The organism is Roseibium sp. JB4-4, assembly GCF_055693425.1.
In genome coordinates, this window is sequence record NZ_CM146333.1 from 3,003,375 (window position 1) to 3,020,502 (window position 17,128).

General features: G+C 56.0%; 19 protein-coding genes and 1 pseudogene. 4 read left to right on the forward strand and 16 right to left on the reverse strand.

Annotated elements, in window-relative coordinates; translation table 11 throughout:
- Positions 1-98 precede the first annotated feature (98 nt).
- The 13 genes and pseudogenes from olsA to dnaK all read right to left on the reverse strand — a co-directional run bounded on the left by olsA (position 99) and on the right by dnaK (position 11,344).
- Positions 99-965: a lyso-ornithine lipid O-acyltransferase gene (olsA, locus tag ACZ1HV_RS14045; protein WP_298962482.1), complete on the reverse strand. Its 867-nt coding sequence runs from the start codon at positions 963-965 to the stop codon at positions 99-101.
- Positions 958-1,407, reverse strand: coding sequence for a Fur family transcriptional regulator (locus ACZ1HV_RS14050; protein WP_298818685.1), 450 nt, complete (start codon positions 1,405-1,407; stop codon positions 958-960). The genes olsA and ACZ1HV_RS14050 overlap by 8 nt, the downstream gene beginning before the upstream one ends.
- A gap of 43 nt (positions 1,408-1,450) precedes the next feature.
- Complete coding sequence (gene rimI, locus ACZ1HV_RS14055; RefSeq protein WP_472715509.1) at positions 1,451-1,939, reverse strand: ribosomal protein S18-alanine N-acetyltransferase; 489 nt, start codon at positions 1,937-1,939, stop codon at positions 1,451-1,453.
- Positions 1,936-2,613, reverse strand: a complete 678-nt coding sequence (tsaB, locus tag ACZ1HV_RS14060; protein WP_298818681.1) for a tRNA (adenosine(37)-N6)-threonylcarbamoyltransferase complex dimerization subunit type 1 TsaB — start codon at positions 2,611-2,613, stop codon at positions 1,936-1,938. Before tsaB ends, rimI begins: the two co-directional genes overlap by 4 nt.
- A gap of 175 nt (positions 2,614-2,788) precedes the next feature.
- Positions 2,789-3,346, reverse strand: coding sequence for a NifU family protein (locus ACZ1HV_RS14065; RefSeq protein WP_298818679.1), 558 nt, complete (start codon positions 3,344-3,346; stop codon positions 2,789-2,791).
- 209 nt (positions 3,347-3,555) lie between these two features.
- Positions 3,556-4,049: pseudogene (locus tag ACZ1HV_RS14070) on the reverse strand (universal stress protein).
- 81 nt (positions 4,050-4,130) lie between these two features.
- The gene (hslU, locus tag ACZ1HV_RS14075; protein WP_298818676.1) at positions 4,131-5,435 is read right to left on the reverse strand and encodes an ATP-dependent protease ATPase subunit HslU; all 1,305 of its coding nucleotides are present in this window, start codon (positions 5,433-5,435) and stop codon (positions 4,131-4,133) included.
- 3 nt (positions 5,436-5,438) lie between these two features.
- Positions 5,439-5,957 (reverse strand): GNAT family N-acetyltransferase, encoded by a 519-nt coding sequence (locus ACZ1HV_RS14080; RefSeq protein WP_472715510.1) that lies wholly within the window; start codon positions 5,955-5,957, stop codon positions 5,439-5,441.
- 6 nt (positions 5,958-5,963) lie between these two features.
- Positions 5,964-6,524: an ATP-dependent protease subunit HslV gene (gene hslV, locus ACZ1HV_RS14085; RefSeq protein WP_298818673.1), complete on the reverse strand. Its 561-nt coding sequence runs from the start codon at positions 6,522-6,524 to the stop codon at positions 5,964-5,966.
- A gap of 102 nt (positions 6,525-6,626) precedes the next feature.
- On the reverse strand, positions 6,627-7,202 hold the full coding sequence (locus tag ACZ1HV_RS14090) for an NADPH-dependent FMN reductase (protein WP_472715511.1): 576 nt from the start codon (positions 7,200-7,202) through the stop codon (positions 6,627-6,629).
- 96 nt (positions 7,203-7,298) lie between these two features.
- On the reverse strand, positions 7,299-7,961 hold the full coding sequence (locus ACZ1HV_RS14095; RefSeq protein ID WP_298818669.1) for a class I SAM-dependent methyltransferase: 663 nt from the start codon (positions 7,959-7,961) through the stop codon (positions 7,299-7,301).
- 112 nt (positions 7,962-8,073) lie between these two features.
- The gene (gene dnaJ / locus ACZ1HV_RS14100; protein WP_298818667.1) at positions 8,074-9,201 is read right to left on the reverse strand and encodes a molecular chaperone DnaJ; all 1,128 of its coding nucleotides are present in this window, start codon (positions 9,199-9,201) and stop codon (positions 8,074-8,076) included.
- Positions 9,202-9,421: 220 nt separating this feature from the next.
- Complete coding sequence (gene dnaK, locus ACZ1HV_RS14105) at positions 9,422-11,344, reverse strand: molecular chaperone DnaK (protein ID WP_472715512.1); 1,923 nt, start codon at positions 11,342-11,344, stop codon at positions 9,422-9,424.
- 303 nt (positions 11,345-11,647) lie between these two features.
- On the opposite strand from dnaK, the gene ACZ1HV_RS14110 reads away from it, so the two are divergent.
- Both ACZ1HV_RS14110 and ACZ1HV_RS14115 read left to right on the forward strand, forming a co-directional pair.
- A complete protein-coding gene (locus ACZ1HV_RS14110) occupies positions 11,648-12,466 on the forward strand; it encodes a glycine-rich domain-containing protein (RefSeq protein WP_472715513.1) in 819 nt (272 codons plus the stop codon).
- Positions 12,467-12,488: 22 nt separating this feature from the next.
- On the forward strand, positions 12,489-13,112 hold the full coding sequence (locus ACZ1HV_RS14115) for an alpha-ketoglutarate-dependent dioxygenase AlkB (RefSeq protein ID WP_298818662.1): 624 nt from the start codon (positions 12,489-12,491) through the stop codon (positions 13,110-13,112).
- 21 nt (positions 13,113-13,133) lie between these two features.
- Here the strand turns inward: ACZ1HV_RS14115 and ACZ1HV_RS14120 are convergent, their stop codons facing one another.
- Entirely contained in the window at positions 13,134-13,574 is a 441-nt protein-coding gene (locus tag ACZ1HV_RS14120) for an MAPEG family protein (protein WP_298985156.1), read from the reverse strand.
- A gap of 114 nt (positions 13,575-13,688) precedes the next feature.
- Here ACZ1HV_RS14120 and ACZ1HV_RS14125 point away from each other — a divergent pair, with 114 nt between their 5' ends.
- Complete coding sequence (locus ACZ1HV_RS14125) at positions 13,689-14,285, forward strand: TetR/AcrR family transcriptional regulator (RefSeq protein WP_298818657.1); 597 nt, start codon at positions 13,689-13,691, stop codon at positions 14,283-14,285.
- Positions 14,286-14,288: 3 nt separating this feature from the next.
- On the opposite strand, the gene ACZ1HV_RS14130 is transcribed toward ACZ1HV_RS14125, so the two are convergent.
- The gene (locus ACZ1HV_RS14130; protein ID WP_298818655.1) at positions 14,289-14,759 is read right to left on the reverse strand and encodes an OsmC family protein; all 471 of its coding nucleotides are present in this window, start codon (positions 14,757-14,759) and stop codon (positions 14,289-14,291) included.
- 85 nt (positions 14,760-14,844) lie between these two features.
- On the opposite strand from ACZ1HV_RS14130, the gene ACZ1HV_RS14135 reads away from it, so the two are divergent.
- Positions 14,845-15,480, forward strand: a complete 636-nt coding sequence (locus ACZ1HV_RS14135) for a GntR family transcriptional regulator (RefSeq protein WP_472715514.1) — start codon at positions 14,845-14,847, stop codon at positions 15,478-15,480.
- Positions 15,481-15,547: 67 nt separating this feature from the next.
- Here ACZ1HV_RS14135 and ubiB read toward each other — a convergent pair whose 3' ends face one another.
- A complete protein-coding gene (gene ubiB, locus ACZ1HV_RS14140) occupies positions 15,548-17,128 on the reverse strand; it encodes a 2-polyprenylphenol 6-hydroxylase (protein ID WP_472715515.1) in 1,581 nt (526 codons plus the stop codon).

Sequence of the window (17,128 nt, forward strand, 5' to 3'; positions counted from 1 at the left end):
CATGTCATGAGTGCCGGTGCCTTTAGCGGGGGAGCTGCTTTCCCTCTCGCTTAGAGAACAGTCTCGTCTTTTCTATGAAAACGAGGCGCACCAGAATTTCAGGCGCCAGCTTTACCGGTTTTTTCCGCGTTTGAGAAGAACTCGAAAGCCTTGAGATCGTCTGTTTGTTCACTTTCGAGCGGCTTTTGAAGCAACGAGGCGATGGTCATTGCCCTGACATCCCTTTCAAGCTTTCGGGTCAACGCTTTCCGGTCGGTGTCTTTGTCGACAAGAACCGGGTCCCCCCAACGCACGATCACATCCAGTGCTCCGCGCGAGAAAATACCCCAGAGATGCCCAGGCAGTTCCATATCACCATACCAGGCAACATGGGGCCGATGCGCCCGGCCCATCGGAAGGCCATAAAAACCCTGGTAGGCCACCGACAATGGCTGAACCCAAACCCTGGACGTTTCATCTGACCCGACAGCTCTGGTGGCCGCACCAAGCAGCGCAGACCGGAAGGGCAGCACACAGTTGCCATCGTTGGATGTGCCTTCGGCGAAGAGCACCATCGCATCGCCTTGCGCCATGCGGTCCGCAATCTCATCGGCCACCTGAGCCGTCTCGGTGCGCCGGGTTCTGTTGACGAAAACCGTTCGCTGCAGCTTGGCGAGAAGGCCGAAGATCGGCCAGCCGGACACTTCGGACTTCGCAATGAAGGACAACGGCATCAGCGATCCGAGAACAGCGATATCGACCCAGGACACATGGTTGGCCGCGATCAACAAGGGCCGGTCGGTTGCAGGTTCACCTATCTGCTGGATCTTGATGCCCACAAGCCGGGTTGCGACGCGATGCCAGATTTCGGGCAGCTTTCTTTGCACCGGCAACCGGAATTTGATGGCAGCCCACTGCAACGGAATGAGGATCAAAGAGACGATCGTCAAAAGAAAAATGATGATGCCTGCCTTGATTTCAGCCATCGCCCTTGTCGTCCTCGGTGGCGCTCAGCGGAACTCCGTAGAGCTCCAGTCTGTGGTCTACCAGCTTGTAGCCGAGTCTTTTTGCAATGAATTCCTGCAAGGCCTCTATTTCTTCATTTCGGAATTCGATGACCTGCCCGGAGCGCAAATCGATCAGGTGGTCATGATGTTCATCGGGAACCGTTTCATAACGTGACCGACCGTCGCGAAAATCATGCCGCTCGATCATGCCGGCATCTTCGAATAGTTTTACGGTGCGATAAACGGTCGAGATGGAAATACCCGGATCGATCGCAACAGACCTGCGGTAGAGCTCTTCCACGTCGGGATGTTCGTCCGAGGCTTCCTGAATGACCATGGCAATGACGCGCCGCTGTTCCGTCATGCGCATGCCCTTGGCGATGCACAACTCTGCGAGCGTTGGTTGCCGGTCGTCCGTCATCAAAAGCCGCCTAATGTCCCATTGCAGTTCCGTGCTACAGCGCTTAGCGAAGATCGATGCGCATGACAAGCGCCGTACCGTCACCTCCGCTTTCGCTGTAATAGCCCTGGCGCTTGCCGACCTCCTTGAAGCCGAGCCCGCGATAGAGCAGCAGGGCGGCCTCGTTGGAAGCATCCACCTCCAGAAACAGGTGACTGCACCGCTCGGCATAGAGCCGGAACAAGGAGGCTTCCATGAGCTTTTTTCCAACGCCGCGGCCGCGTTGTCTGGGCTGCACCGCGATGGTGATGACTTCCGCTTCTTCGGCAACTGTGCGCAGAACAACAAAACCAAGCGGCGCCCGTGTTCCATAGGGGCTCGCTCTGCGTGCAACCAATATCGTCACACCGTCCTGTGCTTTCATCCGGCCGAATTCGTCGGCATGCCAGTTGTGTGCGAAAGATGAGGCGTGAATCTCGGCAATCTTGGGCAGATCTTCGTCCAGCGCCTCTTCAACGACCGGCGGCTGGGTCCAGAACCACCAAAAACTCATTGCCGTTCAATCCTTCCCCTTGTCTGCGGTTTTGCGTCCGGGGGCCGCAGATACAGCGGCGAAGGAGACGAAACAACCGGATCCGCAGTCAACCCGAGCTCAGCAACATCCCGGATACCCGGAAATCCGTTGATGGACAAGACACGCTCACGTGGCAGTCCCAATCCATCGACAATTTTATACGCTGCCGAACCCGCGAACCTTATTTGCTCCGGCAAGTCACCTGCAAGATCCTGCAAGGAGCGTACAGCGGCCTGACTTGCAGGAAATCCATCTGCATCAAATTCCTGGCAATAGACTTCATCACCCTTCCCGGTCAACGCAACCAGGATCGGCGCTCCGCCATCATGAGGTGCCGCAGACCGAGCAATCGCGGCCAGTGTCGTGATGCCGACAACAGGTTTTCCAAGGACAAGACCGAAACCGCGAGCAACGGACAGTCCAACACGAAGACCTGTAAAACTGCCGGGACCTACGGTGACGACGACCCTGTCCAGGTCCGCAAATGCAGTTGACGTTTCGGCCATGACCTCACCAATCATGTCCATCAATGCTTCTGCATGGCCCCGGCCGATTTCCTCCGCGCATGCCTCAAAGCATGCGGTTTCAGCACCGTCATCAAGGACAGCGGCCGCGCAATTTGCAAGGGCTGTGTCTATCGCTAGAACGCGCATACCGGGTCAACCATAAGTCTCGTTGCTTATGCCACTACCGCGTGACCTGACTTATGTCGAGCCTAGCTTTGGACCTAAGTCCAATGGGGGGCTTGCGTTCCACAAGGAAAGCGAGTCGGAAATAAAAACGGCCCGACAACAAGGTCAGGCCGTTGAAAAATCGAAAGAATTCGGTTCAGATCGGCCGAACTTCCTCGACCTCGGGAACGAAATGGCGCAGCAGATTCTGAATGCCGTGCTGCAAAGTTGCCGTTGAAGAAGGGCACCCGGCGCACGCGCCGCGCATGGAAAGATAGACAATTCCTTCCTTGAAGCCCTTGAAGGTGATGTCTCCACCGTCCTGCGCGACGGCCGGACGAACCCGCGTTTCAAGGAGTTCCTTGATTGTTTTGACGGTGTCCGTGTCACCTTCTTCGAAGAATTCGCCTTCTTCGGTATCCTCTGCCTGACCGGCTATCATGACCGGTTGGCCAGACATGAATTGCTCCATGATCACGCCGAGGATAGCCGGCTTCATGTGTTGCCAGTCGGTTTCGTCCTTTGTCACCGTGACGAAGTCATGACCGAAGAAGACAGCCACAACACCGGGGACATCGAAAAGTTTTTCCGCCAGAGGCGAAGCGCCGGCATCCGCCCTTGAGCGGAAATCGTATGTGCCCTCCGGCAAAACGACCTTGCCCGGCAGGAATTTCAACGTGGCCGGATTGGGGGTAGCTTCCGTTTGAATGAACATGATCATCGTCCTTGCGTTTCTTGAACGCGCCCGAATTAAGCGGGTGTCTTGCGCCTCTCCTTATCGCAAAACACCGATGAGTCCTTTTAGACCATCTCGCAGCAGTTTGGAACCGTTAAAAACTAGATAGGTACTCGACCGGCGTGGTCAAGCAGCCGCCCTGAAGATGCCGCTGTTTTTTGGCGCAAAATCGCCGGGAGCCCTGACCCTTAAGCCAGAGCAGAGATGGAATCGTCGTCCAGGTTCCCCGGCACGATGGTAACCGGAATGGGGAACGTTCCCGCAGACTTTCCTGCAATCGACGACACAAGCGGTCCAGGACCTTCCGACCCGGTGCTGGCAGCCAGAACCAGGATCGCGATATCGGCGTCAGCTTCAATCAGCTCCATGATTTCTTCGGCCTTGGCCCCTTCCCGAACAACGGTTTCAGGTTCGGTGCGTGCGACCGACCGGACACGACCGGCGGCTTTGGCAAGGGTGGCTTCCGCTTCTTCCTGAGCTTCCGCGCGCATAATGTCTTCCACGCCGAGCCAGTGCTGAAAATCACCCGGTGCGATGATGAAGACGAGAGTGACCACGCCCCCGTGCGCGCCGCACGTTTGGCTGCATAAACAATTGCCCGATCACATTCGGGCGTTTCGTCGACCACGACCAGAAACTTCCGGCGGTGGCCTTCCTCGTTGCTTTTGCGAATAGCTACCATTCGCGCATGCTGCCATTGCTCTGCACGCATCGCAAGCGGCGAAATTGCCGCTTGCCTGAACCGGCTTTTCTGCTGACCTACCTAGAGAATGAACCTCGACAGATCCACGTTCTTGGCGAGATCACCGATATTTTCATTCACGAACTCTGCGGAGATCTCAACTTCCTCTCCCGACTTGTCGGGGGCTGTGAAGGAGATTTCGTCCAGGATTCGTTCCATCACAGTCTGCAATCGGCGCGCACCAATGTTTTCGACCGAGGCATTGAGATCAACCGCGACCGACGCGATTTCCTCGATTGCATCTTCGGTGAAGGAGAGTTTGACGTTCTCCGTTTCCATCAACGCGACATACTGTTTGATCAGGCTTGCTTCAGGTTCAGTCAGAATCGCACGGAAATCTTCCTTGTTAAGTGCGCGCAATTCCACGCGGATCGGCAAACGCCCCTGCAGTTCGGGCAGGAGGTCCGACGGTTTGGCCACATGGAACGCACCCGATGCGATGAACAAGATATGGTCGGTCTTGACAGGGCCGTGTTTGGTGGACACCACAGTGCCTTCGATCAACGGCAGCAGATCACGCTGAACGCCTTCGCGGGACACGTCTCCGCCTGCCCGGCCCTCGCGTGCGCAAATCTTGTCAATCTCGTCCAGGAAGACGATGCCGGAATTCTCCACCAGCGAGATCGCCTCTTCGACCACCTTGTCTTCATCGAGGAGCTTGTCTGACTCCTCGTTGATCAGAAGCTCGTAAGATTCGCGAACCGTGGTCCGTTTCTTCTTGGTCTGACCACCAAAGGCCTTGCCCAAGAGATCCGACACGTTCATGACGCCGACGCTTGCGCCAGGCATGCCCGGGAGATCGAAACTCGGCATCTGTGCCTGCGCACGGACCTCGACTTCGATTTCCTTGTCATCCATCTCGCCATCGCGCAGTTTTGTGCGGAAACTGTCACGCGTTGCCGGGCTTGCGTTGGCACCGACGAGTGCGTCCAGTACCCGCTCTTCGGCAAGTACATGGGCTTTCGCCTTGACCGATTCCCGCTTTTGATCGCGTATCAGCGTGATACCGGCCTCAACCAGATCGCGGACAATCTGCTCGACATCCCGGCCGACATACCCAACTTCGGTGAACTTCGTTGCCTCCACCTTGGTGAATGGAGCTTTGGCCAGTTTTGCCAACCGTCGGGAGATTTCGGTCTTGCCAACGCCGGTGGGTCCGATCATGAGGATGTTCTTTGGCAGAACCTCCTCGCGCATCTGACCTTCCAGTTGCTGACGGCGCCAACGGTTGCGCAGCGCAATTGCCACTGCACGCTTAGCGTCTTTTTGACCGACAATGTATCGGTCGAGTTCTGATACGATCTCGCGTGGAGAAAAATCGGTCATCGTTTACGACACGCCTTCTTGATTATTGTGTTCCATGAGCAAACTGTCGTCGGTGCGGCCAAGAAGATCCTCGATCTCCCGGAATCCTGCCTTTCGGTAGGCTTTAACAGCCCTCAGATTTGCAGGGTCCGGATCAATGATGATCCGCTCATACCCTTCCCCGCGCAGCTTCTCAACAAATGCACTCAAAACTCGGGTTCCTATGCCTTTTGACAGATCCGCCGCGCTGGCGATGGACAAATCCACGCCAACCGCTTCTTCAGGCAGCAACTCCAGCCAGGGGTAGTCTTCAACCCATTCGGTGTTCTTCTGATCCTTGATGAACCAGACCTGGATATAACCCGTCTCTTTTCCGTCTATCTGGAAAAAATAGGGACGCGTTGTGTCCTGGCCGGTCAGCATTTCCTTGATGTATCCAAGCTCTTCAGTCGGATCGCCCCACCATTCCCGCCAATGCGGCCTTGCCATCCATTCCGACAGCAAGGGCAGATCTTCCATTGTCACGGGGCGAAACGAGACCATCGACGATCACTCGGCGGTATCCAGCGATTCAACAGTTACACTGGCATTTGTGTAGACACAGATTTCTGCCGCGACCGCCATTGCCTTGCGAGCAATGGTTTCTGCGTCAATATCCGTATCTGCCAGTGCACGGCCGGCAGCCAGTGCGTAGTTGCCACCCGAACCGATCCCCATAATGCCGCCTTCAGGCTCAAGAACGTCACCGGTTCCGGTCAGCACCAGTGACACATTCTTGTCGGCAACCAGCATCATCGCTTCAAGCCGGCGCAGGTAACGGTCGGTGCGCCAATCCTTGGCCAGTTCCACACAAGCCCTCATGAGCTGTCCGGGATATTGCTCCAACTTTGCTTCCAGGCGCTCAAACAACGTGAATGCGTCTGCGGTTGCACCTGCAAAGCCTGCAATCACTTCACCCTTTGCAAGCGGCCGCACCTTGCGGGCGGTGTGCTTGATCACGGTCTGGCCGAGAGACACCTGTCCATCGCCCGCAATGACGACCTTGCCGCCCTTGCGCACCATCATGATCGTCGTACCGTGCCACTGGGCAGGTTCGCGCGTTTCGCTCATCAAGTCCTCGTAAGTCTCTTTTGTCTGCCGCCCTATGTAGGCGGCTAACACGGCATTTCCAAGCAATCATTGGCGCACGCTAGAATAACGCGGGTTTCAACCTCAGTGCGACATCTCGATCCTGGTTGCTCTCAAGAGGGCATCCACCAGCCGATCAAGCTGACCGCTGATCCGGTCGTCGGTAAGGTCACCTTTCTCGTCAAAGGCACCAGATGCGCGGGGAATTGAGACCATCTGCGGCAACACCATTGCACCCAATCCAACCTCGAGGATCGTGCGCATACCGATTAGGCCGCGCATGCCACCGAACCCGCCCGGTGAAGCTGCTCCGAGCGCAAACACCTTGTTCTTGTATGCTTCACCCGGCTCCTTGACACGGCTTATCCAGTCCAGAGTGTTCTTCATAAGCGGTGTGATGCCAGCATTGTATTCAGGACAAGACAGGAACACACCATCCTGACCATGGAACAAACGTTTGAGCTTACAGGCATTCTCAGGCACGCCATCGCTTTCTTCCAGGTCACCGTCATAGACGGGCAAGGGATACTCCTTCAGCGACAGGTGTGTGACCTCCGCATCCAGAATGGCCAGCCTCTTTGCCACCAGCGCCACCAGTTTGCCGTTCAGCGAAGCGCTCCGGGACGAGCCTGAACACACGAGGATCTTTGGATTTTGCATCAAATATCTCCAGTTCACAGTCGACCATAGGGCAACACCGCCAAAGGTGTTTGCCCGAACACGGTAACTAGAGCGTTGTGCACGAATTTTGGAGGTTTAGTGGCCTTTACGGTAAACCCAAACCCGCGCCGGAGGCAGGTTTTTCCAAACCCAATCCGAACTGAACACCGAGACGGCATGACTGTTCGGCTTGACGGGCGCTACAAGCCCATAGGAAAACTGAATGAAAGGCGCTCCAGGCTTGAGCATTTCGAGAGCCTCGGCCAGCAGAGCCTTTCGAACAGACTCCGGTTTCGTCAGCAGCGGCAAGGATGAGACAATGCCGTCAAGCTTGCCCGACCTGTTCGACCGGTCAGCAAAAAATCCGCCTTCACTTTCCAGACTTTCGCGCAAAGCATATGCATCCCCTTGCAATACGGTCAGGCCCGGATACCTAAGGCTCAGGATTTCACAGAATTCGGGGCTGTATTCGACAAGATTGAGATGATGGTTGGCAAATCCGCGATCGATCAAGGCTTTGGTCACGGCACCCGTGCCAGGTCCAAGTTCGACGACACGGCAATGAGGACGCGGTGTCAGGAACGAGGCCATCTTTGCAGCGAGATCGGGACCCGATGGCGTTACAGCCCCGGTCCTCAACGGATTCTGCGCCCAGGATCGTATGAACTTCATTTCGTCGAGCACTTTTGCCCGGACGGCATTGGCCTTGACGATCTTTTCCCGAAGGCGTTCCCCGCGAATCCCGCTACGCTTCAACATCTTACCTCACTTCCACCCAGGAGGTGAATATAAGGGGACTTGTCAGAATATGCTACGGGTGGGCGTACAAATTGCACGAACTCGCGGATAATGCTTAGACGCACCAGGCCAATCAAGCGCCGAGATTGTCTATGAAATCCTTCACTTTGGAAAAGAACCCCGCAGATTCGGGATGGTTCTCGCCGGACGATTCTTTTTCAAATTCCGCCAGAAGTTCCCTTTGCCTGCGTGTCAGGTTCGTCGGCGTCTCCACAGTGACCTGAATATACATGTCACCGTGCTGGCTGGTGCGCATGATCGGCATGCCCTTGCTGCGCAGGCGGAACTGCTTTCCTGTCTGCGTACCTTCCGGTACCTTCACCCGGCTTGTCGCACCCGCAACAGTCGGCACATCGAATTGCCCGCCCAGGGTTGCCGTACTCATGGAAATGGGTACCCGGCAGTAGAGGTCTGCGCCATCGCGCTGAAACAGTTCATGGGGGCGAATTGACAGGAAGATATAAAGATCGCCCGCAGGACCACCGCGCACACCGGCTTCCCCTTCTCCGGCAAGCCGAATTCGGGTGCCGTCTTCGATGCCGGCTGGAATATTGACAGACAGCGTACGATCCTGGGTCTTTCGTCCTGAGCCGCTGCAGCTTTCGCAGGGATCGGTGATGACCTGCCCACGCCCCTGACAGGTTGGACAGGTACGCTCAAGCGTGAAAAAGCCCTGAGCTGCACGTACACGCCCGGCGCCACCGCAAGTACGGCAGGCACTCGGGCTGGTTCCCGGTTTCGCACCTGAACCGGAACAGTCGTCACAGGTGATGCTGGTCGGGACCTCGATCTCAACCGTCTTGCCGGCAAAAGCGTCTTCCAACGTAATGTCGAGATTGTAGCGCAGGTCGGCGCCACGCTCCCGGCCACCGGAACGGCGTCCGCCACCCATACCGAAGAACTCTTCGAAGATATCGGACATGGTGGAGGAAAAATCATGCGCGCCAGCGCCACCACCGCCACCGAAACCGCCATTTTCGAAAGCTGCATGCCCGAAGCGGTCATAGGCGGCACGTTTCTGGCCGTCTTTCAAGGTGTCATACGCTTCGTTGACTTCCTTGAACATGGCCTCGGATTCACCATCGCCCGGATTGCGGTCCGGGTGATATTGCATTGCCATTTTGCGGTAAGCGCTTTTCAGCGCCTTTTCATCCGCATCGCGTGAAACGCCCAGAACCTCGTAGAAATCACGTTTGGACATCAAGATCTCTCGGTCTTGTTGTTGCACCGTCGGCAGCCTGGGCAGGCCCGGCGCCAGGAACGAGAGGGGCTCGTCGCATGTTCAATTGATCCAGACAAAGCCCCACCCGCGACTATTACGGCGAAAGCGCCGGACTCATGTGCCCTTGTGATCGGGCAAGCAAGCGTCCGGCGCCAGACTTGACCAGCCAGCCGAGACACGGCTGGCTGTCGATTTTCAGTTATGCAGACTTCTTGTCGTCTTCGTCTTTGACTTCCTCGAAGTCCGCATCGACAACATCGTCTTCCGCCTTGGCTTCGGCTTCTTCGCCGCCTTCGCCACCGGCTTCCGCATCGGCTTGTGTAGCCTGATACATGGCTTCGCCAAGTTTCATGGATGCTTCGGCCAGGGCCTGGGTTTTGGCCTTGATGTCTTCAAGGTCTTCACCCTCGAGCGAGGACTTGAGCTCTTCAAGAGCGGATTCGATCGCAGCCTTGTCGTCTTCGGAGACCTTGTCACCGTAGTCTTTCAGCGACTTGTCAGTGGAATGTACCAGCGACTCGCCCTGGTTCTTGGCTTCCACCAACTCTTTCCGCTTCTTGTCCTCGTCGGCATGGGACTCAGCATCCTTGATCATCTGGTCGATGTCATTGTCACTAAGACCACCAGAGGCCTGGATGCGGATCTGCTGTTCCTTGCCGGTACCTTTGTCCTTTGCCGAAACATTGACAATACCGTTGGCATCGATGTCGAAGGTGACTTCGATTTGCGGCACGCCACGCGGTGCCGGCGGAAGTCCGACCAGGTCGAACTGACCGAGGACCTTGTTGTCGGCAGCCATCTCACGTTCGCCCTGGAAGACACGGATGGTCACAGCCGTCTGATTGTCTTCGGCCGTGGAAAACACCTGACTCTTCTTGGTCGGGATCGTCGTGTTGCGATCGATCAGGCGAGTGAAGACACCGCCGAGCGTCTCGATACCGAGCGACAGCGGAGTGACATCCAGAAGGAGCACGTCCTTGACGTCGCCCTGCAGAACACCGGCCTGGATCGCTGCGCCCATGGCCACGACTTCGTCCGGATTTACACCCTTGTGTGACTCCTTGCCAAAGAAGGTGTTCACGGTTTCCTGAATTTTGGGCATGCGGGTCATGCCGCCGACCAGAACGACTTCGTCAATTTCACCAGCTGCCAGGCCTGCGTCTTTCAGAGCAGCCTTCATGGGGTTGATGGTGCGTTTGACCAGGTCTTCAACCAGAGATTCAAACTTGGCGCGGGTGAGCTTCAATGTCAGGTGCTTCGGACCGGATGCATCAGCCGTGATGAACGGCAGGTTGATTTCGGTCTGCGAAGAGGACGACAACTCGATCTTGGCTTTTTCCGCGGCTTCTTTCAGACGCTGCAAGGCAAGTTTGTCGTTCTTCAGGTCAATGCCCTGATCTTTCTTGAACTCAGCTGCCAGATAGTCGACGAGAACCATGTCGAAATCTTCGCCACCCAGGAACGTGTCGCCGTTCGTGGATTTCACTTCGAATACGCCGTCGCCGATCTCCAGGATGGACACGTCGAACGTGCCGCCACCAAGGTCGTAAACAGCAATGGTCTTGCCTTCATTCTTGTCCAGGCCATAGGCCAGGGCTGCGGCAGTCGGCTCGTTGATGATGCGCAGGACTTCCAGGCCAGCGATCTTGCCGGCATCCTTGGTTGCCTGACGCTGAGCATCGTTGAAATATGCCGGAACAGTGATGACCGCCTGAGTAACACTCTCGCCGAGGTAGCTCTCTGCTGTTTCCTTCATTTTCTGAAGGATGAAGGCGGAAACCTGGGACGCGGAGTATTTTTCGCCGTTTGCCTCAACCCATGCGTCGCCGTTGTCGGCTTTGACGATTTCGAAGGGAACCAGTTTCTGGTCCTTGGCGACAGTCGGGTCGTCAAACCGGCGCCCGATCAGGCGCTTGACTGCGAAGAGCGTGTTCGTCGGATTGGTGACTGCCTGGCGCTTGGCCGGCTGACCGACAAGGCGCTCGCCATCGTCGGAGAATGCCACCATAGACGGTGTGGTGCGTGCACCTTCTGCGTTTTCGATTACTTTGGGATCTTTACCGTCCATGACGGCGACGCACGAGTTCGTCGTGCCGAGGTCGATACCAATGACCTTTGCCATATCTGCCTCTCTTTCTAGCAAACCAGACAGACCCTAGAAGGCGTCGGCCCGGCTCCTCTCACTTGTAATCCGGGACCAGCCCGGAGATCGCGCCGGAGCACATGCTCTGGATTTGGCGCGAAGCTTGATCGCTATATAGGTGGATGAAACTTTGCCTGCAAGACATCTGTTTGCTGGCAATCGCCAGTCATCACCGATATTTCTTGCCTGATCGTTACCAAGATCGGATTTCGGATTGTCGTAAAAGTCAATTTTTCAGAAAATCACCATTCAGACGCGGGATCTCTCCAGAGGAATACATTCATGAAAGACGCCGATTTGTGGAGCCGCATTACGGCTTGTCATCCAGATGCGGTCGAAGCCGATTTTCCATTTTCAAAACGACTGGCACGGGACAATGGCTGGTCTCACGAATATGCCCTGCGCGTCATCACGGAATATCAGCGTTTTGCTTATCTCAGCCGGCTGGGCTCAGGCATGGTTACGCCAAGCGACGAGGTCGACCAGGCCTGGCACCTTCATTTGACCTATACGAAGCACTATTGGGGGGCTTTCAAGGACGCACTCGGCGGCCCTTTGCACCATATGCCGACCAAGGGCGGTGCAGATCAGAATGCACTGTTCAACGATGCCTACGCCAAAACATTGGCGCATTACCGAACCGAATTCGGCAAACCGCCTGCTGACATATGGCCTCCGGCCTCCGTGCGGTTCGGGAAAGCACCGCATTTCCGTCGCATAAATACACAAGATCACTGGATAATCGCCAAACCGGAATGGCCCAATCACGTTCGGACCGTCTTCAAGGCCCTGACGTCGCTTCCTGGCGCCGTGCTTGGTGCCTGTGCTGCGCTCATCGCATTTCTACTGGGAAGCACTCTTGCTTTTGCTCATGGCTCTCCGGCTGGCGACACACTGCTGGACCGGGTTCGAAACATGATCTGGCACTGGGCTACGGAACATACTGTCGTTTTCGTTTTTTGTGTTGCCATAGTCGGGATAGTTCTCCTCTTGCTTTTCAAAAAAACGGCGGGAAGCAAGTCGTCTGGATGCGGTTCGGGCTGTACTGCCGGCGGCTCCAGTGGATGCAGTTCTTCTGGTTGCGGCGGGTGCGGTGACTGAACAAGAACCCGTGAGCAAAAAAATGCAGGATAGCTCTCTTGGCGGCCCGGCGGGCTTTAAGTATTTGCCCGGGTACTTTGACCGCACCACCCAGGAATTTCTTCTGAAAGAAGTGCGGTCTTGCGTTGCTAAGGCACCGCTCTTCCAGCCTGTGATGCCGCGAACCGGAAAAGCCTTTTCCGTGAAGATGAGCAATTGCGGCCCGCTTGGCTGGGTCTCCGACATCAACGGATACCGGTATCAGCAAGCTCATCCTGATACTGGAGCTCCATGGCCCGGCATTCCGCTCGCCTTGCAAAAACTCTGGAAGGATCTCGCGCCAAGTGCTCAGCCGCCACAGGCCTGCCTGATCAATTTTTATGAGCAGAGCGCCCGAATGGGACTGCACCAGGACCGGGACGAACAAACTTTCGAAGCCCCTGTCATTTCGGTCTCGCTTGGCGACACAGCAACTTTCCGGGTTGGCGGTTTGTCCCGCAAGGACCCGACCAGATCCTTTCGCCTGCAGTCCGGCGATGTCGTTGTGCTCGGCGGTGAGGCGAGGCTCGTCTTTCATGGAATCGATCGGGTTTTGAGCGGAACATCGAGCCTTCTGAAAAACGGGGGCCGGATCAACCTGACGCTTCGGCGCGTCACCGCCGGTTGAGCAGACTGCCAGCTTCCGGCGTCAATACAGCGCGATCAAAGCAGCCACTGCGATCACGATATTCGCCAGTAGGCAGACAACGAATGCAATCGTGCGGGGTCCGCCGGCGACTCTGCCGACGCCGGCGTAATAAACGCCCCAAAACAATAGACGTGCAGCCAGGTAAATACCTGCAGCCACATTCACCAGCAACGGTGACACGCCGGCTATGATCGCAATCAGGACAGCAGCCAGAAAGGCCGGAAAGCTCTCAGCTGAGTTCTGATAGGTTCGAACCGCCCGAAAACTCAGTTTCGTATGGTCATACTGCAGCGGCATGCCAGGGATCTGTTCCTCTTTGGCAAATGCGAGCGGAGCTGTCAGGAAGTTCTGGACCAACACGATCAAGGATAGTGCGGCGACAATTGTCAAACCCGGCCTATAGGCATTGAGGAAGGGAGCAGCTTCAAAGAGATTTTCCATTTTTCTATCCGAATTCTTTCAACAGGATCTGCCTTTTTTGCCAGCAATCAATTTATGTTAAAGAACATTTTTTGGTCCCTGATATTCTTTCCAGATCAGGTCCGGGAGACAGCCTTGCCTTACGCCCCAGAGCACAAAACCAAAACGCGCAAACGCATCGTTGAATGCGCGCGTATTCTCTTCAACCGCCATGGCTTCTCAGAAGTCTCGATCGATACCGTCATGGCCGAAGCCGGCCTTACCAGGGGCGGTTTCTACAATCACTTCAAGAACAAGGACGAGCTTTATGCGGAAGCCGTGGCGTCCTTCCTGAACGGGCGTGGCAAAACCTGGCGCGACGAAGCCGGTGTCGACCCGGTCAATGGTGGACCACAGACGGTTAGGGACATGATTGAAAGCTACCTTTCGACCAAGCATCTCGGCGACGTGGAAGGACAATGCCCGATGATCGCACTGCCATCCGACGTCGCCCGGGCGACGCCTGAAGTTCAGTCCGCGTATGAGGCCCTGCTGCGGGCAATGATCTGGCTGTTTGAAAACAATCTGCCTGAAGCCCCTGCCAAAAGAGACAAGGCCATTGGACTGGCGGCTTTGTGCGTCGGCGGCATGGTGTTGTCCCGGACAATTGACGACGACACTCTTGCAGAAGAAATCCGCAACGTTTCGAAGTCGCTTGCTCTGCAACAGCTGGAGACCGGTGAGCGCCCCTGATGTTCACTGCTCCCGATATGTCGCCTCATAGCTGACCGGAAATGCAACTGAACGGGCGATGTAGCAATATTTGTGAATTTCGCGGTGGATCGCGTCAGCTTCTTTCAGGTTCGTACCCATGGGCACCACGATCTTCGGTCTCAAAGTTGCCTGCAAAAACCGGCCTGCACCATTTTTTTCGGTCTCTCCAAAACCCAGAGGAAAGTCCTCATAAGCGCTCACGGCAATGCCGGCGTTGCTTGCCAGATGCAGATACCAGAGCATGTGGCAGCTTGCGAGCGCCGATAAAAGCAGATCTTCCGGGTTGTGAAGCTCCGGGTTTCCACCAAGCAACGGGTCATTGGCACAAGACACCGCAGGCTTGCCCGGTGTCCTGATTTCCCAGGTTCGTTCGTATCCACGATAGGTGTTCGTGCCGGTCCCCAAGTTCCCGGTCCAGACAATTTTCGACGTGTATTGGTGGTTGGTTGCCATCTCGCTCTCCAAAATGTATACATTTATACATTCTTGAATTTAAAATTTGTCAAGTCCATGATGAGGCCGATCAGAGGAAGGTTTCATGTCCGCAGAGCACATTGCAGCCACGCTGGAAACTGAAATTGTCGAAGGCCGCTTCCGGCCTGGCGAAGAACTCAAGCAGGGTGAAATCGCAAAACGATTTGCAATCAGCCGGATCCCGGTTAGAGACGCTCTCCAACTCTTGGCCTCTCGTGGAATGATCAGCCTCGTCCCCAATCGGAGAGCGCGGGTGATCAGTCTGGAATCGGCCGAAATTTCAGAGATTTACGACCTAAGGGTGCTGCTGGAAACAGACTGTCTGTGCCGTGCAATCAATCTGATGACGGAAGCCGACCTGAACGCAATTGAAATCGCATTCGCTCACTCGTCGATTGATGCGGGCACAAACCGGTGGGCTGACGGCGACTGGGCCTTTCACCAAAGTCTCTATCTACCTGCGGACAGGCCGCGGCAATTGAAGATGATTGAAGAGCTTCGACGGACATGCCGCATTCATATTGCCGGATACGGTGTACTGCCGGCACAGACCAAAGACTGGCTGAAAGATCATGAAGACATCTTGTCATCTGTCCGCAATCGCGACAAAACCACCGCACAAGGCATCCTAAAACGGCACATCAACGATGCCTGCACGACATTGTTGTCTGCCTGGCCTAACCAGAACAACAGTTCCTAGCTGCAAACGGACCCAGTCCAGGCATCGCATGTTCTACTGCTTGTACGGTATGACGCTGCCAATGCGATCAGAAGGCCTGATAGGTCAAAAGCAGCGCGCAGACGGCAATCACCCAAAGAGCAATTCGTCCAGACCGCGTGTGCCTTGCTTCTGCCTTGCCGATCGCCTCCGCGGTTTCTTCATCGAACCGAAGACCACTGTTGGTCATTTTTTCAAGTTCAGCAGACATGCGACCAATGCGGTCGGCAAACAAGGGCATGTCGTTTGCGACCCGTGCCAGTGCGGACAATGCGTCGCCCGCGTCCCGGAACTTACCAACGGGTCCAAGATTTTCTGCGATCCAGCTGCCAACAACAGGTTCAGCCGTCCGCCACATATCAAGATTGGGGTTCAAGGACCTGGCAACACCTTCGACTACGACCATGGTTTTCTGCAACATGATCAATTGGGTCTGGGTGCGCATTTCAAACAGGTCGGTCACTTCAAACAGCTGCGTCAGAAGCCTGGCCATGGATATCTCGCTGGCATCGTGACCGTGGATCGGCTCCCCAATCGCACGGATCGCCTGTGCAAACATGTCAACGTCCTGATGGGCCGGCACATATCCGGCCTCAAAGTGCACTTCGGCAACCCGCTTGTAGTTTCGAGTGATGAATCCGAACAGGATCTCGGCCAAAAAACGGCGTTCACGCTTGTTGAGCCGGCCAGTGATGCCAAAATCGACCGCGACAAGCGTTCCGTCTGGTTCGACGAAAAGATTGCCCTGGTGCATGTCCGCGTGAAAAAACCCGTCTCGCAGCGTGTGCCGGAGAAAGCTCTGAATGACTGACGCACCCAGAGCCTCCAGATCGTGTCCGTCTTCACGAAGGCCATCAACATCGGACATTTTCCGGCCATCGATCCACTCAAGCGTCAAAACACCCTTGGATGTGTGAAGCCATTCCACACTTGGCACCCGGAAACCCGCGTCATTCGCGATGTTTTCTGCCATTTCCGATAGTGCGGCAGCTTCGAGCCTGAAATCCATTTCCATGGCGACGGATTGCGCGAGCGTATCGACCACCGCAACGGGACGAAGCCGACGCGAAGGCGGATGGAACCGCTCCGCGAGGCGGGCGACCAGGTAGTAACTTTCCAGATCTCTTTGAAATCTTCGGGCAACACCCGGGCGCAAAACCTTGACGGCGACCTTTCGGTCCACCCCGTCCTTGCCTCTGATGACGGCCGGATGCACCTGAGCGATGGATGCCGCTGCAACGGCTTCGCCAAATTCGACAAAAATCTCGTCTACCGGTCGATCAAGCTGTTCTGAAATTGCCCGCCGTGCTGCCTCATGTTCGAACGCAGGCAGCCGGTCCTGCAGTGCGGATAATTCACGCGCGGCATCTTTTCCAACGACATCGGCCCGCGTTGCCAGGAACTGGCCAAGCTTCACGTAGGAAGGTCCCAACCGATTGAGAGCGTCTGAAAGGCGCAGGTCTGCACTCTTGTCTTTGACCGCGCGACGTTCCAACAAGCGGGCAATCGCGATCCCGAAGCGCGGTCCTGCTGGAAGGTCCGGCAGATGGACGAGGCTGAACACACCTTCGCGCGCCATCACGAAACCGGCCCGCACCAGGCGGAATAGGGACATTACCGGAAACGCCAT